Annotated in this window: 25 protein-coding genes; 9 read left to right on the forward strand and 16 right to left on the reverse strand. The window is 72.7% G+C overall.

Features of this window, described 5'->3' with window-relative positions:
• Positions 1–133: 133 nt before the first annotated feature.
• Positions 134–706: a TetR/AcrR family transcriptional regulator gene (locus QP939_RS34795; protein ID WP_285450552.1), complete on the forward strand. Its 573-nt coding sequence runs from the start codon at positions 134–136 to the stop codon at positions 704–706.
• On the opposite strand, the gene QP939_RS34800 is transcribed toward QP939_RS34795, so the two are convergent.
• A complete protein-coding gene (locus tag QP939_RS34800) occupies positions 690–1,730 on the reverse strand; it encodes a YeiH family protein (protein WP_285450554.1) in 1,041 nt (346 codons plus the stop codon). The genes QP939_RS34795 and QP939_RS34800 overlap by 17 nt on opposite strands.
• 96 nt (positions 1,731–1,826) lie before the next feature.
• On the opposite strand from QP939_RS34800, the gene QP939_RS34805 reads away from it, so the two are divergent.
• Genes QP939_RS34805 through QP939_RS34815 form a run of 3 tightly spaced genes read left to right on the forward strand, consistent with a single transcriptional unit; the run spans position 1,827 to position 4,597 of the window.
• Positions 1,827–2,582 (forward strand): GntR family transcriptional regulator, encoded by a 756-nt coding sequence (locus QP939_RS34805; protein WP_285450555.1) that lies wholly within the window; start codon positions 1,827–1,829, stop codon positions 2,580–2,582.
• A 9-nt stretch (positions 2,583–2,591) separates the two neighbouring features.
• Positions 2,592–3,272: a response regulator transcription factor gene (locus QP939_RS34810; protein ID WP_285450557.1), complete on the forward strand. Its 681-nt coding sequence runs from the start codon at positions 2,592–2,594 to the stop codon at positions 3,270–3,272.
• Positions 3,269–4,597, forward strand: a complete 1,329-nt coding sequence (locus QP939_RS34815; RefSeq protein WP_285450558.1) for a sensor histidine kinase — start codon at positions 3,269–3,271, stop codon at positions 4,595–4,597. The genes QP939_RS34810 and QP939_RS34815 overlap by 4 nt, the downstream gene beginning before the upstream one ends.
• A gap of 56 nt (positions 4,598–4,653) precedes the next feature.
• On the opposite strand, the gene QP939_RS34820 is transcribed toward QP939_RS34815, so the two are convergent.
• From QP939_RS34820 to QP939_RS34835, 4 genes are all read right to left on the reverse strand, one after another.
• Positions 4,654–5,862 carry a DUF1501 domain-containing protein gene (locus QP939_RS34820; protein WP_285450559.1) on the reverse strand — a complete coding sequence of 403 codons (1,209 nt, stop codon included), beginning with the start codon at positions 5,860–5,862 and terminating at the stop codon, positions 4,654–4,656.
• Complete coding sequence (locus QP939_RS34825) at positions 5,859–7,160, reverse strand: DUF1800 domain-containing protein (protein WP_285450560.1); 1,302 nt, start codon at positions 7,158–7,160, stop codon at positions 5,859–5,861. The genes QP939_RS34820 and QP939_RS34825 overlap by 4 nt, the downstream gene beginning before the upstream one ends.
• 79 nt (positions 7,161–7,239) lie before the next feature.
• Complete coding sequence (locus QP939_RS34830; RefSeq protein ID WP_285450561.1) at positions 7,240–8,193, reverse strand: YdcF family protein; 954 nt, start codon at positions 8,191–8,193, stop codon at positions 7,240–7,242.
• 211 nt (positions 8,194–8,404) lie between these two features.
• A complete protein-coding gene (locus QP939_RS34835) occupies positions 8,405–9,373 on the reverse strand; it encodes a hypothetical protein (protein WP_285450562.1) in 969 nt (322 codons plus the stop codon).
• A 29-nt stretch (positions 9,374–9,402) separates the two neighbouring features.
• On the opposite strand from QP939_RS34835, the gene QP939_RS34840 reads away from it, so the two are divergent.
• The gene (locus QP939_RS34840) at positions 9,403–9,564 is read left to right on the forward strand and encodes a hypothetical protein (RefSeq protein WP_285450563.1); all 162 of its coding nucleotides are present in this window, start codon (positions 9,403–9,405) and stop codon (positions 9,562–9,564) included.
• 188 nt (positions 9,565–9,752) lie between these two features.
• Here QP939_RS34840 and QP939_RS34845 read toward each other — a convergent pair whose 3' ends face one another.
• A complete protein-coding gene (locus QP939_RS34845; RefSeq protein WP_285450564.1) occupies positions 9,753–10,046 on the reverse strand; it encodes a hypothetical protein in 294 nt (97 codons plus the stop codon).
• A gap of 306 nt (positions 10,047–10,352) precedes the next feature.
• Between QP939_RS34845 and QP939_RS34850 the strand changes: the two genes are divergently transcribed.
• Complete coding sequence (locus tag QP939_RS34850) at positions 10,353–10,796, forward strand: hypothetical protein (RefSeq protein WP_285450565.1); 444 nt, start codon at positions 10,353–10,355, stop codon at positions 10,794–10,796.
• Positions 10,797–10,807: 11 nt separating this feature from the next.
• Positions 10,808–11,854, forward strand: a complete 1,047-nt coding sequence (locus QP939_RS34855; protein WP_285450567.1) for a hypothetical protein — start codon at positions 10,808–10,810, stop codon at positions 11,852–11,854.
• 21 nt (positions 11,855–11,875) lie between these two features.
• On the opposite strand, the gene QP939_RS34860 is transcribed toward QP939_RS34855, so the two are convergent.
• The 3 genes from QP939_RS34860 to QP939_RS34870 are packed head-to-tail and all read right to left on the reverse strand — an operon-like array spanning position 11,876 to position 13,988.
• The gene (locus QP939_RS34860) at positions 11,876–12,337 is read right to left on the reverse strand and encodes a nitroreductase/quinone reductase family protein (RefSeq protein WP_285450568.1); all 462 of its coding nucleotides are present in this window, start codon (positions 12,335–12,337) and stop codon (positions 11,876–11,878) included.
• A gap of 48 nt (positions 12,338–12,385) precedes the next feature.
• Positions 12,386–13,387 (reverse strand): alcohol dehydrogenase catalytic domain-containing protein, encoded by a 1,002-nt coding sequence (locus QP939_RS34865; protein ID WP_285450569.1) that lies wholly within the window; start codon positions 13,385–13,387, stop codon positions 12,386–12,388.
• Positions 13,388–13,391: 4 nt separating this feature from the next.
• Entirely contained in the window at positions 13,392–13,988 is a 597-nt protein-coding gene (locus QP939_RS34870) for an NADPH-dependent F420 reductase (protein WP_285450570.1), read from the reverse strand.
• 146 nt (positions 13,989–14,134) lie between these two features.
• Between QP939_RS34870 and QP939_RS34875 the strand changes: the two genes are divergently transcribed.
• Positions 14,135–14,746 carry a TetR/AcrR family transcriptional regulator gene (locus tag QP939_RS34875; protein ID WP_285450571.1) on the forward strand — a complete coding sequence of 204 codons (612 nt, stop codon included), beginning with the start codon at positions 14,135–14,137 and terminating at the stop codon, positions 14,744–14,746.
• Between the two features lie 161 nt (positions 14,747–14,907).
• Here QP939_RS34875 and QP939_RS34880 read toward each other — a convergent pair whose 3' ends face one another.
• The 5 genes from QP939_RS34880 to QP939_RS34900 all read right to left on the reverse strand — a co-directional run bounded on the left by QP939_RS34880 (position 14,908) and on the right by QP939_RS34900 (position 20,646).
• Positions 14,908–15,363 carry a hypothetical protein gene (locus QP939_RS34880; RefSeq protein ID WP_285450572.1) on the reverse strand — a complete coding sequence of 152 codons (456 nt, stop codon included), beginning with the start codon at positions 15,361–15,363 and terminating at the stop codon, positions 14,908–14,910.
• Between the two features lie 120 nt (positions 15,364–15,483).
• Positions 15,484–16,935 (reverse strand): amidase, encoded by a 1,452-nt coding sequence (locus tag QP939_RS34885; RefSeq protein WP_285450573.1) that lies wholly within the window; start codon positions 16,933–16,935, stop codon positions 15,484–15,486.
• Positions 16,932–17,222, reverse strand: a complete 291-nt coding sequence (locus tag QP939_RS34890; RefSeq protein WP_285450575.1) for a hypothetical protein — start codon at positions 17,220–17,222, stop codon at positions 16,932–16,934. Before QP939_RS34890 ends, QP939_RS34885 begins: the two co-directional genes overlap by 4 nt.
• Positions 17,219–17,596, reverse strand: a complete 378-nt coding sequence (locus QP939_RS34895; RefSeq protein ID WP_285450577.1) for a cupin domain-containing protein — start codon at positions 17,594–17,596, stop codon at positions 17,219–17,221. The genes QP939_RS34890 and QP939_RS34895 overlap by 4 nt, the downstream gene beginning before the upstream one ends.
• A 65-nt stretch (positions 17,597–17,661) precedes the next feature.
• A complete protein-coding gene (locus QP939_RS34900; protein WP_285450579.1) occupies positions 17,662–20,646 on the reverse strand; it encodes an AAA family ATPase in 2,985 nt (994 codons plus the stop codon).
• A 138-nt stretch (positions 20,647–20,784) separates the two neighbouring features.
• On the opposite strand from QP939_RS34900, the gene QP939_RS34905 reads away from it, so the two are divergent.
• Complete coding sequence (locus tag QP939_RS34905; RefSeq protein ID WP_285450580.1) at positions 20,785–23,541, forward strand: AfsR/SARP family transcriptional regulator; 2,757 nt, start codon at positions 20,785–20,787, stop codon at positions 23,539–23,541.
• On the opposite strand, the gene QP939_RS34910 is transcribed toward QP939_RS34905, so the two are convergent.
• Entirely contained in the window at positions 23,542–24,594 is a 1,053-nt protein-coding gene (locus QP939_RS34910; RefSeq protein WP_285450581.1) for a hypothetical protein, read from the reverse strand. It abuts the gene before it with no gap.
• A gap of 3 nt (positions 24,595–24,597) precedes the next feature.
• Positions 24,598–24,930: a hypothetical protein gene (locus QP939_RS34915; RefSeq protein ID WP_285450582.1), complete on the reverse strand. Its 333-nt coding sequence runs from the start codon at positions 24,928–24,930 to the stop codon at positions 24,598–24,600.
• Positions 24,931–24,990 lie beyond the last annotated feature (60 nt).

The following is a 24,990-nucleotide window of genomic DNA, read 5'->3' on the forward strand; positions in this document are numbered from 1 at the left end:
CTGGGCGGCGGCGGTGAAGGGGGTGTCCGGTGGGGCGCGGTCGCTCTCCTCAGTTGACGGATAGGCTATCCGCCAACCGTAGACCGATAGCGGATAGGCTGTCCACCAAAGCGCGCGGCGAGTGGAGACAGTGATGGAGACGGGTGAGACGGCGTTCCCCAACCGGCGGGCGGCCGCGCGACGCAATCGCGCCAAGATCCTCGACGCGGCACGGGCGGCGTTCGCCGACCCTTCGGCCGAAATCTCGATGGCCGAGATCGCCCGCCGGGCCCAGGTGGGTATGGCCACGCTCTACCGCAACTTCCCGGGGCGGCAGGAACTGCTGGAAGCGCTCTACGCCGACGAAGCCGACCAGATCTGCGACGCCGCCCGCATCGAGCCCGGGCAGACTCCCGAGGCCGCGCTCTCGGCTTGGCTGCGCCTGCAGATCGACTTCATCCCACACAAGCGGCTGATCATCTCCGAGCTGCTGGAGCACACCGGCCGCAACACCATCACCAGTCACCGGGCCCGCGCGATCGAGGCGGGCCGCCCCCTGCTGACCGCCGCCCAGAAAGCCGGGCAGATCCGCGACGACGTCACCCTCGAGCAGATCTTCGACCTGATCGTCGCCGTCGCGAAGATCGCCGGTTCACCCGGCTACCTGCGACCGCTCTTCGAAACCGTGCTCGACGGCCTTCGCCGACCGGTCAGAGAGCCCCGGTGAGCGCCTGCAAGCCGAGGCTCGCTGCCGCGACGGCGAGCCAGAGCAGGCCGCCCAGCAGCAGAGGGCGGGGCCCCGCCCGGCGCATGTCCGCCAAGCGCGTCGACAGCCCGATGCCGGAAAGCGCCGTCGTGATGAGGAACGCGCCCAGCGCGGACAGGGCGGGGTGCCACGACGCGGGGACCACGCCGAGGCTGTTCAGTGCGGCCGCGGCGAGGAACCCCAGCAGGAACAGCGGGACGATCTTCCGCCACGGCAGCGCGGGGACGCCGGAACCCGGCCGCCGGGCCTTCAGCACGGCCAGCACCATGATGATCGGGATCAGCGTCAGCGTGCGGGTCAGCTTGACGACCAGGCCGTGCGGCCCCGCGTCGCCGCCGTAGGCGTAGGACGCCGCGACCACGGAGGACGTGTCGTTGATCGCCGTGCCCGCCCAGAGACCGAACGCGTGCGCGTCCAGTCCGAGCAGGTGCCCCAGCGGCGGGAAGAGCAGCACCGCGACGATGTTGAACGTGAAGATCGTGCCGATGGCGTAGGCGACCTCCGCCTGCCGCGGCTTGATGACCGCCGTGGTGGCCGCGATCGCGGACGCGCCGCAGATGCCGGTGCCGACGCCGATCAGGGTCTGCGTGTCGCCGCGGACGCCGAGCCAGCGGCCCAGCAGCCACGCGCCGCCGAGGGCGACCGCCAGCGTGCCGAGCATGACCGGCAGCGACTCCCCGCCGACCTTCAGCACCTGCGTCAGGGACAACCCGGTGCCGAGGACCACGATCGACGCCTGGAGCACGGGTTTGGCCGCCACGGCGTAGCCCGGCGCCCACCGCTCGCCCCGCAAGCCGGGGACGACGGCCCCGGCGACCGCGCCCAGCACGATGCCGAACACCGGGCCGCCGACGACCGGGACCAGCTCGCCGAGCCCGGTCGCGATGGCCGCGACCGCCACGGCGACCAGCAAGCCCGGCAGCGCCCGGGTGCCGCGGGCCGGTGGCGCCGGAGTCTCGGCGGGCGCGTCCCGGAATGTGGTCACCGGCTCCTCCACGGATAAATGTACGTACAATCAAAGTAGATGATGTTCGGACATTTGGCCACGGGTAGGGTCGGGCGCGACAGCCGGGAGGAAGCCATGCCGCCGCGGACGCTCAGCCGCTCGGGCACCGAGCCGCTCTGGCGCCAGCTGCAGCGCGAGCTGCTGACCAGGCTCGACGCCGGCGAGTTCGCCGACCGGTTCCCGGGTGAGCTCGCGCTGGTCGACGAGTACGGCGTGAGCAGGCACACGGTCCGGCAGGCCCTGCGGCAGCTGCGCGCGGACGGCGTGATCGTGGCCGAGCGCGGCCGGCAGCCGCGGGTGGCGCCGCCGGCCGAGATCGCGCAGCCGATGGGCGCGCTCTACAGCCTCTTCGCATCGGTGGAGGCCGCCGGCCTCTCGCAGCACAGCGTCGTGCGCACCTTCGACGTCCGCGCCGACGCCCTCGTCGCCGAGCGCCTCGACCTGGAAGCCTCCACCCCGCTGATCTACCTCGAGCGGCTCCGCCTCGCCGGGGACGAACCGCTCGCCCTCGACCGGGTCTGGCTCCCGGCGGATCTGGCGAAACCGTTGCTGCGGGCGGATTTCTCCCACACCGGGCTCTACGCCGAACTGGCCAGGCGAACCGGGGTCAAGCTGGACCACGGCCGGGAAGAGGTGCACGCGGTCATCCCGACCGCCGCCGAACGCGCCCAGCTCTCGTGCGCGCACGATGTCGCGGCGTTCGCGATCAACCGGCTGAGCCACGCCCGCGGCCGCCCGGTGGAGTGGCGCCACACCCTCGTCCGCGGCGACCGGTTCGCGCTCACCGCGGAGTTCTCGGCGGCGGGCTACCGGCTGCTCGGCCGCGCCTAAGCTGGCCGGGTGGACGAGCCGAACCCGCCGCGCATCCTGGTGATCGAGGACGCGGAAGCGATCCGGGTGCCGGTCGAGTCCGCCTTGGCCGACGCCGGGTTCACGGTCCGCTCGCTGCCCGACGGCACCGGGCTGGAGGCGGAGTTCGCCCGCGCCCGCCCGGACCTGGTCGTGCTGGACGTCATGCTGCCCGGCCGGGACGGTTTCGAGCTGCTGCGGGTGATCCGGCGCGCGTCGGCGGCCGGGGTGGTGATGCTGACCGCGCGGGACGGCGTCGAGGACCGGCTGCGCGGCCTCGGCGACGGCGCCGACGACTACGTCGTGAAGCCGTTCGTCCTCGCCGAACTGGTCGCGCGGGTGACCGCGGTGCTGCGGCGGACCGGGCGCACCCGGCCGGCCGTGGAGGTCGGCGGCCTCGTGATCGACGTCGAAGGCGGCCGCGCCCGTTACGGCGGCACCGACGTCGAGCTGACCGCCACCGAGTGGAAGCTGCTGCTGTACTTCGCCCGGCACCGCGACCGCGTGGTGTCCAAGACGCAGGTGCTCACGGCCGTCTGGGGTTACGGCGAACTGGCGCCCAACCTCGTCGAGGTCAACGTCAGCACGCTGCGCCGCAAGCTCGAAGCGCACGGCCCGCGCGTGCTGCACACCGTGCGCGGGCAGGGATACGTACTGCGCGGTGACGCGTGAGCGGGCTGCGGACGGCGTCGCTGCGCCGCCGGGTCACCGTCACCGTGCTGGTGGTGCTCGCAGTGGTGCTGGTCGCCGTCGGCCTGGTCGTGGACGCGGTGTTCCGCGCGCAGGCCGAGCGGGACGTCAACGCGGTGCTCACCGCCCGCATCCAGCTGGCGCAGCAGCTGGCCAAGCAGAACACGGCCCCGCAGAACCTGCTGAGGCGCGTCGAAACGCGCGGGGTGCAGGGCACGCTGACCCTGCCCGACGGCACCGTCCTCGGTGGGCCCGGCCTGCCGGCGGACGCGCGGATCCGTCAGGTGCGGGCGACGCTTTCCGGGCCGCCGCGGATCGACGGCGCGAAGCTGACGCTCACCGCGGACGAGTCCCTGATCGCGGCGGCCGAGCAGAGCCTGCGGTGGGTGCTGCTGGCCACCGGTGTCGGCGCGCTGGTCGTCGTCGCGATCGCGTTGCTGCTGGCCGTCCGGTTCGCGCTCGCGCCGCTGGACGCCATGACGCGGCTGGCCCGCTCGATCGTCTCCGGCGGCCGGGGCGGGCGGCTCGCCCCGGAGAGGCCCGGCACCGAGCTGGGGCGCGCGGCGGCGGCGTTCGACTCCGCGCTGGACGCCCTCGAGGGCGCGGAGCGGGCGGCGCGCGAGTCGGAGGAGCGGACCCGGCGGTTCGTCGCCGACGCGGCCCACGAGCTGCGCACGCCGCTGGCCGGAGTGCAGGCGGCGGCCGAGGCGCTGCTGCAGCAGCCGCCGGACACGCCCCAGGAGCAGCGGGAACGGCTGCAGCTGCTGGTGGTCCGCGAGTCCCAGCGAGCCGGCCGGCTCGTCGCCGACCTGCTCGACCTGGCGCGGCTGGACGCGGGCGCCGAGCTCGACCGGACGCCGGTCGCGCTGCGCGAGCTGGCGGCGGTGCAGGCCGAGCAGGTGCGGCTGACCACGCCGGACGTGACGGTCGAGGTCACCGGGCCGGACACGGTCGTCGTGGGTGACCGGGCGCGGCTGACGCAGATCCTCGCCAACCTGACCGGCAACGCCGTCCGCGCGATGGCGGGCCGGGGCACGCTCACCTTGGAGGTCACCGCCGACGGGTTCACGGTGACCGACACGGGACCGGGCGTGCCTGGCCCGGAGCGCGAGCGCATCTTCGACCGCCTGGTCCGCCTGGACGCGGCCCGCGAGCAGGGTGGCTCGGGCCTGGGGTTGCCGATCGCCCGCGGTTTCGCGCGCGCCCACGGCGGCGACCTGTGGTGCGAGGCCGCGCCGGGTGGGGGAGCGAGGTTCCGGTTGACCGGGTTGCCGCCAGCGCCCCAAGGTGGCCTTCGGTGCGTCTGACGCAACCAATGTGGCCTTCGGTGCGTGAGACGCAACCAAGGCCGCCTTGGGGCGCATCAGGCGAACAGGCCGTCCATCCGTCCACTGTGGCCGGGGAGCACCTTGCCCGCGTCGGTGCCGAGGACGTCCTCCACCAGCGTCGCGTACACGTCGCGGAAGTCCGTCGACAGCTTCAGGTCGCCGTCGTCCAGGTCGGTCAAGCTCGGCTCCGCGCCGTGGAAGCCGCCCTTCACCCGGGGGCCCAGGACGAACACCGGGCCCGCCGTGCCGTGGTCGGTGCCCTGGCTCGCGTTCGCCGTGACCCGCCTGCCGAACTCCGAATACACCAGCACGGTCGCCTGCTTGCCGCGGTCGTACTTCGCCAGCCGCTGGACGAACGGCGTCAGCGCGCCGTCCAGCTCGGTCAGCAGCCGCTGCTGGGTGCCGCGCTCGTCGGCGTGCGTGTCGAACCCGCCCAGCGACACCGAATACGCCCGCGTCGGCACGCCCGCCTCGATCAGCCCGGCGACCACGTCCAGCTGCGCCGCCAGCTCGCCCTTCGCCTTCTTCCCACCCTCGCCGGGCTTACCCAGCGTCTGCACGGCCCGGTGCAGGTCGGTGACCGATCGCGCCGCGCGTGCTTGCCAGAACCCCTCGCCCGGCTGGGCGGCGCCGAGGTCCTCGAACGCCTTACCCAGCGCGCCTTCCGGGAGCTTCAGCCCGCCGACCGGCAGCGACGCCGCCGCGGTCCGCTCCCCGGCGAGCAGCGGCGGCAGCACCGGGTCGACCGAGACCGCCCGCAGCGGGTCGTCGCCGGTGGCGTCCAGCCAGCGGCCGAGCCAGCCGGTCGGCACGGACGTCTCCGGCGACGCCGTCTGCCAGATCGCCATCGACCGGAAATGGCTGTGGTCGGGCTTCGGGTAGCCGACGCCGCGCAACACCGCGAGCTGCCCGCCATCCCAGAGTCCCTTGAACCCCTTCATCCCCGGGTTCAGGCCGAGGCCCTCGCCGAGGTCGAGCACCTCTTCCGGCTTGTACGCCAGCTCCGAGCGCGCGTCTTGGTACGCCGGGTCGCCCGCGGGAACGACGGTGTTGAGGCCGTCGTTGCCGCCGTAGAGGGTGACGACCACGAGCACGCCCGCGTCCGGGTCCAGCGGGTTCTCCTGCGCCGCCGACAGCAGCTGCCCCCAGTCGACCTGCGTGGCGCCGGCGGCCAGCGCCGCGGCGGCCGTCACGCCGGTCGCGGTGAGGAACCTGCGACGGTTCACCTGCTGCACGATCGTCACCCGCTCACTACGTATTCGGGGGCACAAGCGGCCACTGTGGACAGTTGGCGGACGTTGCCGGCGACGGCGGCCAGCGCGGCGCGGGTCCGGTCCGACCACGCGTCGACGCCGAGCAGGTCGCCGATCGCGGCGGCCTTGTCCCGCGCCTTCGCCACCGCGCCCAGGTCGGCCTGCTCGGCGACCAGCTGGGCCGCGTGCAGGCGCGCCACGCCCGCCGACGTCGTCAGCCAGGCCCCGCTCGCCGCCCAGCCGCCGACGCTGGGCGGCTGGAACGGTACTTGGCCCATCCCGCGCAACGCCGCCAGCAGCTGGGTCCGGGTCTTGTCGTCGAGATTTGCCGGTCGTACGCCCAGGGCGCGCAGCAGCCCGGCCAGCCACTCGACCGGCTGCTTGACCAGCGACGTCGCGCTGTCGTGGAACGCGGGTTCGTCGGTGATCGCGCGCAGCAGCGCGCGGATGTCGCGGCGGCTTCCGTAGGCGGCGACCAGTCGGTTGAGCGCGTCGGCCGGCGGCGGGGTCGCCGACACCAGCCGGAACCAGACGCGGCCGGCGACGAACGGCGCCGATTCCGGCCGGCTCAGCACGAGGTCCACAAAGGACTGAGCGTCGAAGTCCCCGTCGGTGCCGAGGATGTGCTTGACGCCGTCGTCGTGCCGCTTGGCGATCAGCTGCGCGCCGGTGGCGTCGCGTTTCGCGGTCCAGCCGGTGAGCGCGCGGGCCGCCTCGCGGACGTCGTCTTCGGTGTAGTGCCCGACGCCGAGGGTGAACAGCTCCATGAACTCGCGGGAAAGGTTTTCGTTGGGTTTGCCCGCTTTGTTGCTGTTGCCGTCCAGCCACAGCAGCATCGCGGGGTCGACGACCATGGCGCGGGCGAGGTCGGTGAAGCTGCCGAGGGCGTGTTCGCGCTGAGTTCGGTTCTGCGCGAGCATGAGTCGCGGGCTGCGCACCTTCTGCTCGCTGGTGGCGAAGTGGCCGTGCCAGAACCAGGTCAGCCGTTCCACGGAGGCGAGGTCGGTGGCCACCATCCGGTCCAGCCACCAGCTCACGGCCTGCGTGGCCTGTGCCTGGGTCTGCTTGCGGGCCTGCTGCTTGGCGGCCTGGTCGGCGTTCTTACCCGGTTTGTCCGGTGGCGGGCCGGGATCGGGCATCGGCGTCGCGGCCGCACCGGCGTCCGGCCCGGCGCCCAGCAACCGGTCCCGGGTTTCGGCGAACCCGCGGTCGAGGTCGCCGGGCCGCGGCCCGAAGCCGAGGCGATCGTGCAGCCGCCGGACGGCCGCTCGTTCGGAAAGCGCCACCATGCCTCCGATGGTGGGACACGGGGCCCGCCGCCGCGACCACCCGGCGCGGACCTTAAGCCGATCCACAGCTACGGGCGGCTCAGGGCAGCGCGGCGAGGAAACCGGTGACGGCGAGCAGCCCCGTCACGCTCAGGTTGATCAGCCGGTGCTCCATGATGACGGCGGCGAATTCCCGGATGGTCGCGCTGGGCCAGTAGTAGAGCGCGGTGGGGGAGCCGACGACCTGCCCGTTCACCTTCGCCGTGCGGGCGAGGATCGCGGCGCGGAAGGCGTGGAAGTTGTTGGTGACGAGGACGCACCGGTAGCCGGGGCGGTGCCGCCGCATGAGGTCCCGGCTGAAGGTGAGGTTCTGCGCGGTGGTCGTCGAGCGGTCTTCGCGGAGCAGCTTGTCGTCGGGTACGCCGTGGGCGAGGAGGTAGTCGGCCATGGCGTGGGATTCCGGCTGGTTTTCGTCCGGTCCCTGACCGCCCGAGGTGATGACGAGCGGGTCACCGCCTCGGTCGCGTTCGGCTCGGTAGAGGGCGAGCGCCTTGTCGAGCCGGCTGGCCAGCAGCGGAGGGATCCGGCCGTTGATGATGCGCGAGCCGAGCACGACCACGAAGTCCACACCGGGACGGACGCGCAGCCGGCTGTAGAGGAAGGCGTAACCGAGGTAGCAGCAGAACAGGAAGCTCACGTAGGACACCGCGGCCAGCACGGAGACGGCCACCGCGCCGACGGCCGGCTGCTGGGTGTACTGGGCGGTGACCACCAGGACGACGAGGGCGAGCAGTCCCAGACCCGCGAGGAAGGACAGGAGGTTCCCCAGGGACCGGCTTTCGCGCCGGATCATGGTGACGCCGTTCGCGAGCAGGAAGACCGCCAGCACGAGCACCGCGAACAGCGGTGTCAGGAGGACGAAGAACACGACGACGGCCCCGGTTTCCGGGGGAAGCCGGTCGATGTCGTGCAGGAGCCCGATGAGCAGGCAGGCGACGGCCAAGCCGAGCAGAACCGCGTTCCGGAACCGTCTGCGGTCCTGCCGGATGCTCACCAGTGCCACGATCAGGAACACGGCGGCCAGGGCGTAGAGAATGACTGTCGCCTCCGGGATCTCGGTGTCGGATCGGCAGCCAGATCATCGGACGCCGGGGGCGAACAGCCGGGTCGTGTCACTCGTCGGCGACGAGGATTCACCTGACCGGGTCAGGTCGTCCGGCGGCGCGGCCCCGCGCCTGGCGGGAGCGGGGCCGCCGGTCACGCGGTCAGTTGACGTACACCGAGTAGCCGATGCCACCCGACTTGGTGCCGTCGGCCGTGGTGCCCCACACGATGACCGAGTAGCTGCCCCGGTCCGGTGGGGCCCACGTCATCGTCCCCGCACCCGATCCGTCCGCCGGTACGGTGACCTGCTCGGTCACGGCACCGCTGTCGTTCCGGACGTAGTAAGGCGCGCTCGTGATGCTGAAGTAGTACGTCTTCTCCGGCGAGGAGACGTTGTCGGCCGTCAGCGTGCGCACCCGCAGGTTGTGGGATGCCGAGCCCTCCGGGGGCAGCGGGGGAGTCCAGGCCAGCCCGGCGCGCCCGTTCTGGGCGGCCACCTGCTGGACCGGACCCCAGTCGAACGAGTACTCGAACGTCACCGCGCCCGGCTGGCGGGCGTCGAACGTGAACGTGCCGGGGAACACCCGCCCGTTCGCCTGGAACTCCTTCGAGGTCACCACCATCTCGTAGTCGCCGATCCTCGGTGGGGTGTAGCTCACCGACGCGGTGTTCCCGCTGACCGGCACGGTCCACTTGGTCGCCGGGTCCGCCGTCAGCCAGTACTCGAACTCCACGGCGTCCGGCATCGGGGTGGTGAACGTGAACGTGGCGGCCCCGCTCTGCGTCCCGATGTCGCCCTCGTGGCCGATCGCCGGCCGCCAGGTGTTGAGCGACAACTGTTTCTCCGTCACCGGCGACAGCCCACCGGACGCGTCGCGGGCCCGCACCCGCAGCACGTTCTGGTCAGCCGAGGTGAACTCGACCGGCAGCGCGGCGGTACCGTCGGCGTTCGCCTTGACCGTCCACTTCGTACTCTCGGCGCTCGCGAACCAGTAGTCGTGCTCGACGACGTCCGGCATTCCCGGGGTCGCCGTGTACGTGGCCGAAGTGCCCAGGTCGACGTTCCCGGGCCCGCTGACCGCCGGCGACGCGTCGATGAGGAACCGGTACTCCCGTTCCGGCGACTTCACGCCCGCGGTGTCCACCACCGGTGGCCGGCGTGATCGTCACCTCGGCGACGCCGTCCTGGCCGGCCGTGACCGTGGCGGACGCGCCGTCGTCCAGCCGGCAGTCGTACGCCACGACGTTCGGCGTCCCCGGCGCGAACCGGAACACACCCGGCACGCCGAAGCCGCCGTCCGGGCCGCCCTGCGGCGGGTAGCGGTCGGACGAGACCGTCGGCCGCGTCTCCTTGACGATGAACGAGTAGTAGGTGCTGAGCGAGAGGTTGCCCGCCCGCACGACGACTGACTGCCAGCCGGTGGCCGCCGGCGTGAAGCTGACGGTGGCGGTGCCGTCGGGGCCCGCGGCGATCTCCCGCGTGCCCCGCGCCGAAGTTGTAGTCGTACTTCACGACGTCGGTGGAACCGTTGGGGGAGAAGGTGAACTCGCCCGCCACGCCAATCCCGCGCCTTCGGCGCCCGCCGGGTACGTCGGGAAGACGACGGCAGGCGCGTTCGGATCCGTGCGGTCGACGGTGAACCGGCACGGGCCCGCCGTGGCCGACTTCGCACCCCAGCTGTCCTGGGCGTACACCTCCCACGCGTAGGTGCCGTCGGCGAGGTCCGAGGCGTCCGGGTACGCCGCGGCGGGGCTGCCCGACCCGGCACCCGTGCGCCGGGTCCGCCACCGGCCACCACACAAACTGCCCGGACGTGAAGTCCCCGTCCGGATCGCATTTCGGAACGCTGTTGACCAGTGGTTTCCGCGGCCGCCATCGCGCCACCGGAGCCGGTGGTGGCGAGCGCGACGGCGAGCACCGTCAGTGATCTTCGTAGCGTCAGGTCGGAGGTGGCCCACGCGCAAGATCGCCGATCGGTTTAGTCTCGCTGAAGGGCTCAACCCGAAAGACTGAAGTTCATCGGCATCATTAACTGTTCGGTCGAAAAAAAGGCAGTACTTCGGTAGCGTCGCCGTGGGTATTCACCATCGAAAACCGGGGGTTATCGAATGCTGAAATCAATCACCACGGTCGCCGCGGCGGTCTCGCTCGGGGTCGTGGGCGTTGCCGTCTCGCCCGCGGCCGCGGCCACGAAGACCTTCTCGTGCAGCACCGGCTCCACGGCGTATGACGACGACGGATACCTCTACGCCTATTACTCGGCTTCGGGCACCGCGTCGTGGCTGGTCACCGGGATCGACTATCGGATCTACATGGGGCAGGGGATCCGGTACGGGAACCATTCCGACGTCTACTACACGGACAACGCTTTCGCGCCCACCAAGAACTTCTCGACCGCCAACGGGAAGTCCGACGGGTCCCTGGGGACGCTGACCACCACCGACTACCTCCGGCCCCGCCGCACGAGCAACGGGGTCAGCTTCAAGTTCACCTTCGACGAAAGCCTTTCCCCCGACCCCAGCTGCACCGGCTCCGGAACCTTCCCGAGCTGAGCGGACCGGCGATGCGGAAACGCCTCCTCGGCCGCATGAACGTGGCCGTCCTGGTGGCCTTGCTGGCCGTCGTGACCGCGAGCTGCGGTCACGACGGCACGCAGGCCGCGTCCGCCCCTTTCACGTTGCTGCAGGTGGATGACCACGGTGCCCTCGCCTACGACCCGTCCGGCGGCCAGCTGCTGGGCCTCGCGCGGGAAGGCCGGAGGCTTTCGGAAGTGTGGAGGCGGGATCTGCCGTCCGGGCGGATGCTCGACGTCACCTGCTTCGGCGAGTGTCCGCGCGCCGCCCTGCTCCTGCAGGATCCGGCGGCCTCGACCGGTTCTCGCGTCGAGCCCACCGATGCCCGCGGGCGCTCCGCGGATGTGTGGGCCGAGGAAGGCCGGCCGCTCCGGATCTTCCGCTGGCGTCAGGACTCCGCGCTTTTCGTCCGGCAGCGCGGAACCGCGACCGAGGTGGTCGCCCGCCGCGCGGGCCGGGAAGCCGTGCTGCCGGTGCACGCGGCCACGAGCCTGGTCGAGGCGGATCCCGCCGGTGACACCGTGGTGGTGGCCGACGCCGCAGCGACCACGGTGCTCACCGTTCGGGCGAAAGCGATCTGGGAGACCGTGAGCGAAATTCCCGGTGCGGCGACGGCCGCGTGTGTCGCGCCCGCCGGAGACCGAGTTCTGGTCATGGGCGACGCGGACGTCACGGTGGACGTGCCGGGCGGCGCGACCCATCGGGCTCCGGCCGCGCTCGCCCACCCAGGGGCGTGCGCCCTCGCCGGCGGCTGGACCGTGAAAGGCGCACTGGGCACGGTGAACGGCGCTCCCAGCAGTGAATGGGTTTCTCAGCACGATGATTCCCGTGTCCAGTGGCGCCAGTCCTACCGACAACTGGGCCGCGTCCTCATGGCGCCGTCGGGCAAGGTGGCCTGCCTGGCGTTCGACGACCGCCCGGTGTGCCGTACCGCGGAAGACACCGACGTCGACAGCCCGGCGGGCACGGTCGTCCAAGCGGCGGACGGTCGGCTGGTCTACCTCGACGGCGACGGCCTGCTCCGCGAATTCCCGTAGCGGCGAACAGCCGAGCGACGGTCAGCTCTCGGCCGGTTCGAGCAGGATCAGCGGCACCTCGCGGTTGCCTTCCTCGACGGCCCGGGCGCGAAGGCCGGCGAAGAACGGGTAGAGCTCGTCGGTGTAGGCCAGCCAGTTCTCCCGCTCCGCACCCTCGGCCACCCGGGCGGTCATCAACCGGCGATCGGGGCCGTCCTGCAACTGCACCGTCGGGTGCGCCACGAGGTTGTGGAACCAGGCCGGATTGCGGGCCTGGCCGCCGGCCGCCGCGCCGATGGCGTAGACGCCGTCACGCTCGATGCGCATCAGGGCGACCTTGCGCAGCTTGCCCGAACGGGCGCCCCGCATGGTCACCACGACCACCGGGCCACCCCCCATCGTCGCGCCTTCGCGGCCGTCGGTGCGCTCGTAGAGCTCGACCTGGTCGCGGGTCGTCGGGTCGGCACTGGGGACGTACTCGCCGTCGAGCAGATTCGTTGTCATATCAGGGAATTCCTTTCGTCGGGGGTGGTTTTCACGCGTTGACCGGCTTCAGCCGGCCACCTGGATCACGGTCTTCCCGATGGTCCGGCCGCTCTCGGCGAGGGCGTGCGCTGTCTTCATGCTTTCGGCGGTCAGGCCCTCGAGCACGGTGGTGGCGATCGGGCGGAGGCGGCCCGCCTCGACGTCGTCCGCCGCCCGGGCGAGGATCCGGCCCTGGCTGCCGACGTCACCGCCGGCCACGATCTTGCTGAACACCATCTCGCTGTGCAGTGACAGCGATTTGCCCGTCAAGGCCCCCGCGTCGAAGGGGCCGGCGAGGTCGATGGCGGCCAGGTGACCGAAGGGGCGCAGCACCTCGGCGATCGTCCCCAGGTGGCCGCTGGTGCCCGAGGTCGAGAACACCAGGTCGACGTGGTCGATCCCCGCCGTGCGGAGCTGTCCGGCCAGGTCGCCGTGGTGGTCGACGACCAGGTCGGCACCCATCGCCGTCGCCCACTCCCGTGACTCGGGCCGCGAGGCCGTGCTGATCACGAACGCCGGTGTCGTGACCTTGAGCAGTTGCGTGGCCATCGACCCGACACCGCCGGCTCCGCCGACGACGAGCACGCAGCCGACACCGGGCGGCAGCGCGTCCTGGTCGCGGAACAGCGATTCCCAGGCCGTGAGGACGCCGATGGGCAGCGACGCGGCGTCGGTGAACGCGAGCCGGTCCGGGATCTTGGCCACCACGCGGTGGTCGACCGCGACGCGCTCGGCCCAGCTGCCGTCGCGGGTGAAGTCACCGGTGCCCAGCACCCGGTCCCCAGCCGCGAACCCGGTGGCCGCGGGCCCGGCCGCGGCGACGACCCCGGCGAATTCCCAGCCGAGGACGACTCGCCCGCCGGGTTCGACGCTGCGTGTCCGCCGGATCGCGGCTTCGCCCGGGTTGATGCCGATCGCCCGGACTTCGACCAGCAGGTCACCGTCGCGCAGCCGAGATTCGGCGACTTCGGTCAGGGTGATGGCGAACGCGTCGAGTGTGTGCGCTTTCTCGTAGGTGAGCGCCTTCACGGCTTCAGTCCTGCCTCAGGGCGTGCAGCGCCGAGAGCGGCCCGCCGACCTGCATCAGGCGGCCGCCCTCGCGCAGCGTCCCGGCGTCGACCGGCGCGAATCCGAGGGCGTCGGCGACCGTGTGGAAATCCGCCTTGGCGGCCTGGTCGTCACCGGCGTAGAAGAGCAGCTGCCGTCCTGCCGCGTGCCGGGGATCGGCGGCGATGTACTGGGCGTAGAGGGTGTTGAAGGCCTTGACCACGCGCGCGCCCGGCGCACGATCGGCGACGAACTCGCTCGCCGTCTCCACCCCGAGGTCGGTGAGGGCCGGCCGCATCGACTCGAAGTAGTTGGTGGTGTCGACCAGGATGCGGCCGTCCCACTCGGGCAGCCCGGCCAGGGCGTCGCCGACCTGGGGCCACGGCACGGCGAGGAAGACCAGGTCGGCGGCGGCCGCTTCCGCGACCGTGCCCGCGCTCGCGAGCGGCCCCAGCCGGGTCACGACGTCGAGCAGGGTGTCCGGGCCGCGGCTGTTGCTGAGCGTCACCTTGTGGCCGGCCGCCACGAGGTGGCCCGCGATCGCCTGCGCGACCGCCCCGGCGCCGATGGTTCCGAAGTTCACGATCGTCCCCTTAGTCTTCAATGACGTGCATCATCATAACTAATGATTGCCATCGTCATCATTAACTGTCAAGCGGGGCTCGTCCGTGGACACTCGGTTTGATGATGGGTATCATCGGTAGCGAGCTCGTCAGAGAGGTGGTGGACGTGCCCCGCATCACGCAAGAGCAGAAGCGGCTCAACCACGAGAAGATCGTCAACGCGGCCGGCGCGGGATTCCGGCTGCGCGGCATCGACGGCATCGGCATCGAGGAGCTGATGAAGTCGGCCGGCATGACGCACGGCGGGTTCTACAACCACTTCGCCTCGAAGGACGACCTCGCTCTCGAAGTCCTCCACCAGGGCTTCACCGACTCGCTCGGGGCGCTCGACGCGATCCGCGAAGGGCATCCCCGTTCGGCGCGCGCGGCCCTGCACGACATGGTCGACGAGTACCTCAACGCCGAGCACCGCGACCACCCCGAGATCGGCTGCGCGTCAGCCGCCCTCGTCTCCGACGCGGGCCGCCACGGCGCCGCCGCCCAGGCCGAATACCGGCGCGGGCTGGACGGCTATTTCACCACCATCACCGAGATGCTGCTCGACCGCGCACGCCAGTCGGGCACCGAACTCACTCCCGCCGAGGCCCGCGAGCGCGCGGTGGCGCTGTTCAGCCAGATGGTCGGCGCGCTGCTTCTGTCCCGGGCGGTGGCCGACGCCGCGCCGGATTTGTCGGACGAGGTGCTGACGGTCAACCGGCGGCGGCTCAAGAAGCTGTGACCGACGTCGGTCTCGCTGCCCGGTGGGACTCGCGCTCGGTGAGCCATTCGAGAGTGGCGTGTCTCGGTCATTCTGCGACGTCGATGGCGGGACGGTACGCCCGCGGTGCTCAAGCCCAGTCCCGATCGAGCCCATCCGAATGCTGAGCAGGTGGGCTCATCTCAAGGGCTGTGCAAGATCGCCCTGGCCGCGTCGAGCAAGTCGATCTCAGCGGAGCGGACCTGCGGAGCCGAAATCAGATCGACCATGTCCTGCCAGTAGTAGCCCAGATGCGCGAAGCGAAACTCGTCCTCGGTCATCCACTCTTCCCCAGGCACGATCTTGCGCGCGAGCTCGGCGACCGTGAGCTTGCCCTGGACCAGCTCCTCGGCCAGCTCACGCAACCACCACCGAACAGCCTCCCGTCGACCAGGGCTCGTGATACCCAGCTCGGCCAATGCATCCCGGTGGAGATCCGCTATTTCCGTCGTTGCCGATCCCTTGCCGAGCCCCGCCAGCTCTCGCAGCGCCGGCGAGTCAACACCCCGCGCCAGGGCCGCCGCCGCGGCCGTCGGCAGGTCTTCCGGGCGCACCATCCCCGCGGCGTGCCGCCACGCCACGTCACGAAGAATGTCCACGCTTTCACCTTGCCCAAGCGAGCCCGGCCTCGCACCCCGATTTTGCGGCCCTTTCCACCATGCTGACAGCAAAGTCCACCGGCAACGCGCGCTCATGCCGATGGGCGTGCGCCCCACGGGTCAGCCGAGTTCGAAGCCGAACCGCCGGACGTCAGCCACTGGAAAGGACGGTTCGGGGGCGATGAGCGGCCACGGCCGGGCGGCTTCGAGCTGACCCGCCAGCCGGAACAGCGTGGCCTCGTCGCCGAATCGGCCGAGGAAGTGAACTCCGATCGGTAAACCCTCTTCATTGCGCCACAACGGAACCGACATCGCCGGGTTGCCCGTGATGTTCGCGACCACCGCCGGGTACGCGACCGTCGGTGCGCCGCGCTCGAGTGCCCGCAGCGGCTCCTCCGGCATCGACGTGATCTCGCCGACGCGGGCCGGTGGGGTCGACATCGTCGGGGTCAGCCACGCGTCGAACCCGGCCAAGAACTCCGCGACCACACGAGAAAACGCCTGCAGGTCCTCGATTGCCAGGAGGTAGTCCGCTGCGCTCACGCGCTGCCCGGCTTCCCAGTACGCCCGGGTCAACGGCTCCAGCTCGCCGGGGCCGGGGCGGCGGCCCAGCTTGCGGATCCAGTACCCCACGATCCACGCCGTCGCCGCGTTGAACGCCGTGCCGATCGCGTCGCCGACCGCCGGGGTCAGGCCAGGCAGGTCGGCTTCGACCAGGTCGTGACCCAGCGACGCGCACAGTGCGACGGCGTCCTCCAGCGCGGCGACGCAGTCCGGGTGACCGAGTGAACCGTCCGGCAGCCGAGGGCTGAACGCGATCCGCAACCGTCCCGGGTCGGCGCCTACCTCGGCCGCGAACGGGCGGGCGGGCGCCGGGGCCGGGTACGGGTCGCCCGGTGCCGGGCCCGAGATGGCGTCCAGCAGTGCTGCGCTGTCGCGGACCGAACGCGTGAGTGCGTGTTCGCAGGCCCATCCGCTGAGGACGTCGCCGTACTCCGGGCCGAGCGGTACCCGGGCTCGCGTCGGCTTGAGGCCGAACAGTCCGCACGCCGATGCCGGGAACCGCAGCGAGCCGCCCAGGTCGTTGCCGTGCGCCATCGGGACCAGGCCCGCCGCCACCGCGGCCGCCGATCCGCCGCTCGATCCGCTCGTCGAGCGGTCCGGGGCCCACGGGTTGCGGGTCGGCCCGTGCAGCACCGGTTCGCACGCCGGGACCAGGCCGAACTCCGGGGTGTTGGTCTTGCCGAGCAGCACCAGCCCGGCTCGGCGCAGCCGCCGCACCAGCTCGGACTCGTACGTGGAGACGTTGTCCCGCAAGAAAACCGAGCCCTCGGTGAAGCGAACCCCGGGTACCTCGGCGACGAGATCCTTGAGCAGGAACGGAACTCCGGCGAAGGGACCGGGCGCGGCTTCGCGTGCGTGGTCGAACATCGGCGTCACGACGGCGTTGAGGATGGGGTTGAGCCGCTCGATGCGCTCGATCGCGGCCTCCGCCAGGTCCGCGGCGGTGAGCTCACCGCCGCGGACCAGCTCGGCCTGCGCCGTGGCGTCCAGAGTGGACAGGTCGGTCACGGCGACACCCCGCCGTGCGCCGCGTGGACCTCGCCGAGCGGCTCGATCCGGGCCGGGGGCAGTCCGGCGTCGGCGATCGCGGCCGCGAAGCCGGGATCGGTGCTGAACGCGGTGAAGTCCGCTTCACTCGGGCAGCCGTCGAAGATCGTGATCCCGCCTTCGCGCTTCACACACGTGTGCAGCAGGAGCTGTCCGGGCGGGATCGTCGCGACGAACTTGTCGTAGGCGGGCAGCAGCTCTTCCGCCGCGCCGTCGAAGTGGTAGGCGGCCAGGTACACGGCGGTCACCTCGCCTTCGCGTCGGCCATGTTGCGGCCGATGACGGCCATGGTGGCGTTCAGTGCGGCGGTCGGGCTGAACTCGACCAGCTCGGTGCCCGCGAAGAGCAGCGGCACGTGGCCGGGCGCGCCGTAGTAGGTGTCGCCGGCCTGGTAGACCTCGTCGTGGTCGGCGTAGCGGAAGACGATCTTCCCACTGACGACCGTGCCCCAGTGCGGGCACTGGCAGCGATCGCCCGGCAGGCCGCGGAACAACGGCGCCGGGTCCAGGTCGGCCTTGTGCGTCTCGTAGGCGACGGTGTACTCGCCGAGTTCGACGTAGCGGCCTTCGATCTCCGGCTCGTCGAGCGACAGGCTGGCTTCGGCTTTGGTGGTGCGCGGCATGGCTTCCTCCTCGTCGTGGATCGGTCTCACCCGGCAGGCGTGAGATCCGGCCGCACGATGTGAGGTCAGGTTCGCCAGGTGTGCGGTGTCTCGGGTTCGTACACGCAGAGCGTCCCGGTGCGGACGGCGGCGCGCAGGTGCCGGCCCAGGTCGGGATGGGCCTTGCCGATCCGGTCGATGGTCGCGCGGATGCGGGCGGTCACCGCGGTCCGCGCCCGCTCGGCAGGCGAGCCCACCCGCCGTGGCCGCCCGCCCAGTCCGTACGCGGCGGACAGCTGCGCCAGCAACGCTTCCCGCTCGTCGGCGACCCGCGCCGACCCGGCCGCGTCGCCGGTGGCGTCCGCGGCGTCGGCGAGCGCCGCCAGCTCCCGCAGCCGGTTCCGGTAGGCCGTGCGAGCAGTCGCGTCGACGACCTCACCGAGGTCGCCCTGGACAGGCGCGCCACCGGGCGACGCCAGCTCGACGGCAGGGACGGCGACCCCGGGACGGGCGAGCAGCCGCGCCAGGTCCCGCAGACCCTTCGCGTCGGCGAGCCGGACCTCGCGGCCGGCGAACCGGAGCACCCACAGCTCGCCGTCCCGGGAGAACGCGTCGTCGGCGGCGACCGGCGCCGCCCCGGACTCCACCTCGATCGTGGCCACGAGCGCGGTCGCGCCGATCGCTTCGGCTGCTTCGAGAGCGCGGGCCCGGTGTGCGGCGGCCGGTTCACCCAGGGCTTCGGCGAGCAGCGCGAGGTGCCGGTGCACCGGCCCGCGGATCGCCGCGCCGAAGCCCTCGACGACGAACTGGTCCGCGTAGGGGAGAAGCCAGTCGTAGACCGCGCGGGCGACCGGGTGCGGGCCGGCCAGCGCGATCGTCTCGGCGGCCTGGGCCAGCATCGGCAGCCACTCGGAGTCGCGGGGTGCCGTGCCCAGCCGCGGCGCGACCGCCGACAGCCGGTCGCGCGCCTCCTCGAAGCGGCCGAGCTGCGCGGCGACCAGCGCCACGGAGACCCGGGGCCAGATTCCGGGCAGCTCGTCGAGCGCCACCTGCGCGATCACGCGCTGGACCCCTTCGCGGTCACCGATTTCGGCGAGCAGGCACCACCGCTGGGTCTGGGCGAGCATCAGGGCGTTCGCGCTGCCGGATTCCCCGGCCAGTTCCTCGACGCGGGCGAGCGCGGCCCGGCAGTCGTCGTACCGGCCCTCCAACAGCGCCCGCATGCCTCGCCACAGCGGCCCGTACCAGAGGTAGAACGGCTGGTCCAGCACCGCGGCGGTCCGTTCGAAGGCGAGGATCTCGGTGTCGGCCGTCCCGCCGGTCTCCAGCAGCGCCACCAGCCGCAGCCGTCGCCCGAGCAGCTCCAGCTTCGGATCCCGCAGCCGCCGCGCCAGGTCGACCACTTCGCCCGCCCAGGCGAGCCGGTCCGCGCAGTGCGCGGGTCCCGGCTTCGCGTCGCACATCGCCGCCTGGGCCTGGGCCAGTGCGGCCGGATCGCCGACGCGGCGGGCGATGTCGACTGCTTCTTCGGCCAACGCGAGCCGTCGCTCGTCCGGTTCGAGCAGCGTGGTGGCGACCGAAAGCCGCGCGGTGACGGCGGCCCGCAGCGCGGAGTCGCCGGGCGGCAGCGCCGCCCGGGCCCGCTCCAGCAGGTCGATCTGCTCGTGGTCGAGCAGGTCGACCTCGATGCCGGACGCGCCCGAGCCCAAGCCGAGGGCGGCGCGGGCCAAGAGGCCGGGCGAGGCGGCGCGTTCGGCGGCGGCGAGGAAGTCGGCTCGCGCGCCCGTCCGGTCGCCCGCGCCGAGCCGGGCGGTGCCGGACGCGACCAGCAAGCCGGGTTCGTCCCCGCCGATCTCGCGGCTGCGCTCGTACCAGCTGACGGCGTCGTCGTAGGCCAGCAGCTCGGCGGCGTGGTCTCCGGCGAGCCGGGCGTACCGGGCGGCGTCGGAGGCGTGTTCCGGGCCCGCGCGCAGGAAGTGGTGGGCCACCTGGGCCGGGCCCGCGTCACGGCCGCGTTCGGCGTGGCGGACGAGGACCGCGGCCGCCGCGGCGTGCAGCCCGGCGCGCTCGGCCGGCGGGATGGCGTCGTACAGCGCGTCCCGCAGCAGCTGGTGGCGGAACGTGGCGGAACCCGCCTCGAGCGAGCCGAGGAACGCGGCCGCGTCGCCCAGCACCGCGCGGACGTCGGCCAGTCCGGTCCCGATGAGCTCGGCCAGGACGTCGAGCCGGAACCGCACGCCCAGCACCGAGGCCGCGGCGAGGGCGTGCGCGCAGGCTTCCGGCAGCGCCGCGGTCCGGGCGTGGACGACCGCGCGCACCGAGGCGGGCACGGGCCCGTCCGTGCCGTGGCGCACGAGCTCGGTGACGAAGAAGGCCTCACCGCCGGTCCGGGCGACCATCGCGCGGACCTCCGCGTCGGTGGCCGGGCGCCCGGCGGCCGCCGCGACGAGCGCGGCGACGTCGTCCCCGGTCAGCGGGCCGACCGGCAGGCAGAGGGCCCGGCCGAGCAGGTCCGCCCGCGCCTGCGTCCGGCCCAGCCAGGCACGGTCGTCGTCGCGCGCGGTCGCCACGACGACGACCCGGGCGGTGCGGACCGTCGCGGCCGTCTCGGCCAGCAGCCGCAAGGACGAGGCATCGGCTTCGTGGACGTCGTCCAGGACCACCAGCAGCGGAGTCTCCGCCGAACCCGCCCGCAAAGCCGCGGAGACGTCGCGGGCGAGCCGCCGCCGGGCTTCCTCCGGGTCGGCGGCGCCGTCCCCGGCCCGGCCCGTCACCACCGCGCGCAGCTCCGGCGACGCCTGCGCGACCCGGCCGCCGTGGACGTCGGCTGCCACCAGGTCCCGCAACACCTGTGCCCAGGGCCCGAGCGCGGTCGCGGCGTCGCACCACACCCACACCGTGCGGAAATCCGGCGCCGACGCGGCGATCTCCGCCGCGATCCGGGTCTTCCCGGCGCCGCCCGCGCCGGTCAGCAGCACCAGCCCGCCGTGCCCGGCCCGCGCGCCCGCCACCACGGCTCCGGCCTCGGCCAGCACCGCGGCCCGGCCCACGAACGGGAGTGGCTCGGTCATCGGCACGCCTCGCGTTTCGCCCGGAAGGTTTCCGGGCCGCTCACCGCAGTGTCCCCGAAGCGTCGAGGCGTTACACGGTCGAAAACCGCTGGCGAAGAGTGGTCGCGAAACCGTCAGCTGCTCGCGATACTGCACGTCATGGGGATGGGGTTTCGGGTACTGGGGCCGGTGGAAGCGATCGCGGACGGCACCGTCGTGCCGACGGACGGGGAACGGCCGAGGGTGGTGCTGGCCGGGCTGCTGACCCACCCCGGCCAGCGGGTGAGCGTCGCCCAGCTGACCCGCTGGCTCTGGGACGACGACGGCCCGCGCAACGCCCGCGCGGCCATCCAGACCTACGTCTCCCGCCTCCGCCGCGCGCTCGGCACAGCGGACGTGCTGCGGACCGAGCAGGGCGGCTACCGGCTGGCCGTGGCCGACGACGCCGTCGACCTGACCCGGTTCCGCGCCGCCGCCGCGCGTGGCTGGGCGGCGGCGGACCGGGGCGAACACGCCGACGCCGTGGCCGCGTTCGACGCGGCGCTCGCCGAATGGTCGGGCGAGCCGCTGTCCAACGTGGAGTCCGAGGTGCTGCGGCGGGACGTCGTGACCGCGCTGCGCGAGGAAGCTCTCGCGGTGCGGGAAGCCCGCGCGGACGCGCTGCTCGCGCTGGGCCAGAGCCGCCGTCTGGTGGCGGAGCTGACCGAGCTCGGCGCACGGCACCCGATGCGCGAACGCGTGCACGAACAGCTGATGGTCGCCCTCTACCGGGAAGGACGGCAGGCCGACGCGCTGGCCGTGTTCGACCGCGTGCGCGCCGCCCTCGACGACGAGCTCGGGCTGGTCCCCGGTCCCGGGCTGCGGGCCGTGCGCCAGTCGGTCATCACCGCCGACCCCGCGCTCGACCGGTCCGCCGGCCCGGAACCGGTGGTGCCGCGGCAGCTGCCCGCCGACGTCAGCGGCTTCACGGCCCGCGACCGCGAGCTGGCCCAGCTGCGAGCGCTGGTCCCGCCCGCGACGGACACGGCCGTCGCGCTGCTCGAAGGGGCGGCGGGCGTCGGCAGGTCCGCCCTCGCCGTCCACTTCGCGCACCAGGTCGCCGGGGAGTTCCCGGACGGGCAGCTGTTCCTGGAGCTGGCCGGGTTCGGGCCGGTGGCCCCCGCCGATCCCGGGGTGCTGCTCACCCGGTTGCTGCGGGCGATCGGCGTGGCCGGTGAGGAGGTGCCCGGCGTGCTCGACGACCGGGCCGCGCTCTGGCGGTCGCGCACCGCGGGCCGCCGCTTCCTGGTGGTGCTGGACGACGCCAGGGACTCCGCCCAGGTCCGGCCGCTGCTGCCCGGCCCCGGCTGCCTCGTGCTGGTCACCAGCCGCCGCCGGCTCGGCGGCCTGATCACCCGGCACGGCGCGCGGCCGGTGACCCTCCGGCCCTTCGGGGAGCGCGACGGCGGCGCGTTGCTCGGCGGGCTGCTCACCGGCGCCGTCGCCCTGCCCGGGACGGCCGCGTGGCGCCGCGCGCTCGAGCTGTGCGCCGGGCTGCCGCTGGCCATCCGCATCCTCGGCGAGCGGGTCAACCGGCAGGCGGGCCGGTCGCTGGAGAAGGTCGTCGCCGAGTTCGACGAAGACACCGGGCTGCGCGGCTTCACCCTCGACGACGGTGAAGAAAGCGACCTCGGCGCCCTGTTCGCGTACTCCTACGCCGCGCTGCCCGGTCCGGCGGCCCGGCTGTTCCGCCTGCTCGGGCTGCACCCCATCGGCGGCATCTCGGTGCGCTCGGCGGCCGCGCTGGCCGCGGTGGACCCGCCCGAGGCCCGCCGCCTGCTGCATCAGCTCGCCGTCGCGCACCTGGCCGAGCAGCGGCGGCCCGACCGCTGGGACCTGCACGACCTGCTGCGCGACTACGCGGCCGGGCTGGTCGCGGCCGACGAGGAAGCGGAGGCGGCGACCACGCGGCTGCTGGACTGGTACGCCGCGTGCGCGGTCAACGCGTTCGACGCGTCCCGGCCGTACCTCGCGCCGGAAGGAGCGGACGGCCCGGCCGTCGAACACTTCGCCGGGACCGACGAATCGGCCGAGTGGGTCCTGGCCGAGCAGGCCAACCTCGTCCAGGCCATCGCGAAGGCGTACGAGACCGGACTGGACCGGCAGGCCTGGCAGATCGCCCGCCCGATGGCCCACGTGTTCCTCATGTGCGGCGAGTGCGAGCTATTCATCGAGACGCACCGGACCGGGCTGGCCGCGGCGGTGCGCTCCGGCGACCGGGTCGGCGAGGCCTGGATGCGCAACGGGCTGGGCCTGGCCCTGCGCTGCACCGGCGACCTGGAACCGGCACTCGCCGAGTTCGAGGCCGCGCTGGCGGCGTGGCGCGAACTGTCCTCGGTGGACGGCGAGTCGATCTGCCTGTTCAACCTCGCCACGGCCTACACCGCGCTCGACCGCCACGAGGAGGCCCTGCGGGCCGCGTACCAGTCGCTGGAGCTGGCCCCGCGGTCCGGCAACCCGATCAGCGTGGCCGCCGCGAACGGCGTGCTCGGCGACATCCTGGTCAACGTCGGGCGCCCGGCCGAAGCCCTGGTCCACGCCGAACGCGCGCTGGCGATCTGCGAAGAGGAACAGGCGACCTGGGAGATCGGCGAGGCCCGGCACGGGCACGGCCGCGCCCTGCTCGGCCTGGGCCGCCACGCCGAAGCCGCGTGCAGCCTCGACGCCGCGGTCCAGATCGCCCGGGAGGTCGGTTCGAGCGCGCTGGAGTGCGGTGCGCTGTGCGACCTGACCCGGGCCCACGTCCTGCTCGGGAACACCGGGCGGGCGCGGGAACTGCGCGCGGAACTGGACGCCCTGGTCGCCCGCAACCCGGTCGTCGCGGTCGACTACGGACGGCACTTCGAGCAGCTCGCGGCCGTGGAGGCGGCGGGCTGATCAGTCGGCGTCCGGCTCGAGCTGGTCGTGGTCGGCGTCGAACTGCGCCTTCGTCAACGGCGGCGGTGGCGGCAGCTGGTAGGCCGCCTCCATGCCCGAGTACGACTGAGTGACGGCGAGGATGCCCTCGCGCGCGTCATTCAGGATCTCGTCGGCCTTGGTGAGGTAATCGTGCGCGGCGGCCGCGTAGTCGTCGGGGGTGATGCTGTTCTGGCCGGTCAACACCGCGCCGGCCACGCTCCCCGCCACCCCGAGCAACGGGGACGCCACCGCGGCGACGAGCGCTTCGGTGCCGACCGCGGCGACCAGCCCGAACCCGCCGGTCGCCACGGTGGCGACCACGCCGATCAGGAGGCCCCAGGGGAATCCGGTGGACTTCGACGCGTCCTCGGCTTCCTTCGCCTGCATGGCGGCGACGAACCCGCCCATCAGGTTGATCAGCTTCTTCCGCGCTCCGAGGATGATGCTGCAGTACGCCAGCAGCGCGTCGGCGGCTCCGGCGATGATCTCCTGCTGGTTGGTCATGAAGTCGTAGACCGACCCGGCGTACTCGACGCACTTCTCCTTCGCGGGCCCGGACCAGTGGTCGAAGAGGTGGTCCAGCGCGTCGTGCAGGCCCATCTGCCCGCCGCTCGACTGTCTGGCCGGGCTGTGGGGGTCGTTCGGGTCGCCCGGCTGGTGGGTGAGGTTGGTGGTGATGTTCACCAGCCCGTCGCCGAGCAGCCGGTGGGCGGCGGCGTCGGCGGCGAACGCCGGCAGGTCCGGGCCGGAGAGCGCCCGGGCGGCGTAGAAGAAGTGGTCGATGGTCAGGCCCGGCATCGGCAGGTTGCCCGGCCGGTTGTCTGCCAGCCCCGGGAAGTTGTGGTACACCTCCGGATCCTGGTCGGGGACGTGGTTGTCGATCCCGGATCCGGGGTGCCGGACGGGGGAGTCGCGGGGCGCCGTGCACAGGTCGGCCCAGTTGGCGACATCGGCCAGCAGCCGCTGACCGTCGTTTTCGAAGAACTCCAGCGCGAGGCCGTCGAAGTGGCGTGGATCGTTGGTGGTCCCCACGGCTCAGTCCCGCCTGATCGAGTGCAGCCGCTCGGCGTGCTGCTGCTCGGTGGTGGAATAGACGCGGTAGGCCTCCCACAGCGCGTCGCTCAGCGCCTTCAGCGAGTCCCGCAGCTGGTCGTGTGCCTGCGAAATGAGGCTCTGCACGCCGAAGCAGCGCATGGCGAAAGCACCGTTCAGGCCCGCCGGGTCGGCACCGAGAAGGGCGCCGGGGTCGAGGCTCTGGAGCGGCCGCAGCCGGTCGGCCCCCTCGCTGAAGTGGTCGACCGCCTTGTCGACGTGGTCCTCGAGCGCCTGCTTGAACTCCTCGAGGTGCACGGAATATCCGTCGGGCACGACCTCGGCCCCCTTTCCCGTCCGCCCGCCGGTCCCCCTCGGACCGACGGCACCGACCAG

Origin of the sequence: Amycolatopsis nalaikhensis, from assembly GCF_030264295.1 — a bacterium.
Lineage (GTDB): Bacteria > Actinomycetota > Actinomycetes > Mycobacteriales > Pseudonocardiaceae > Amycolatopsis > Amycolatopsis nalaikhensis.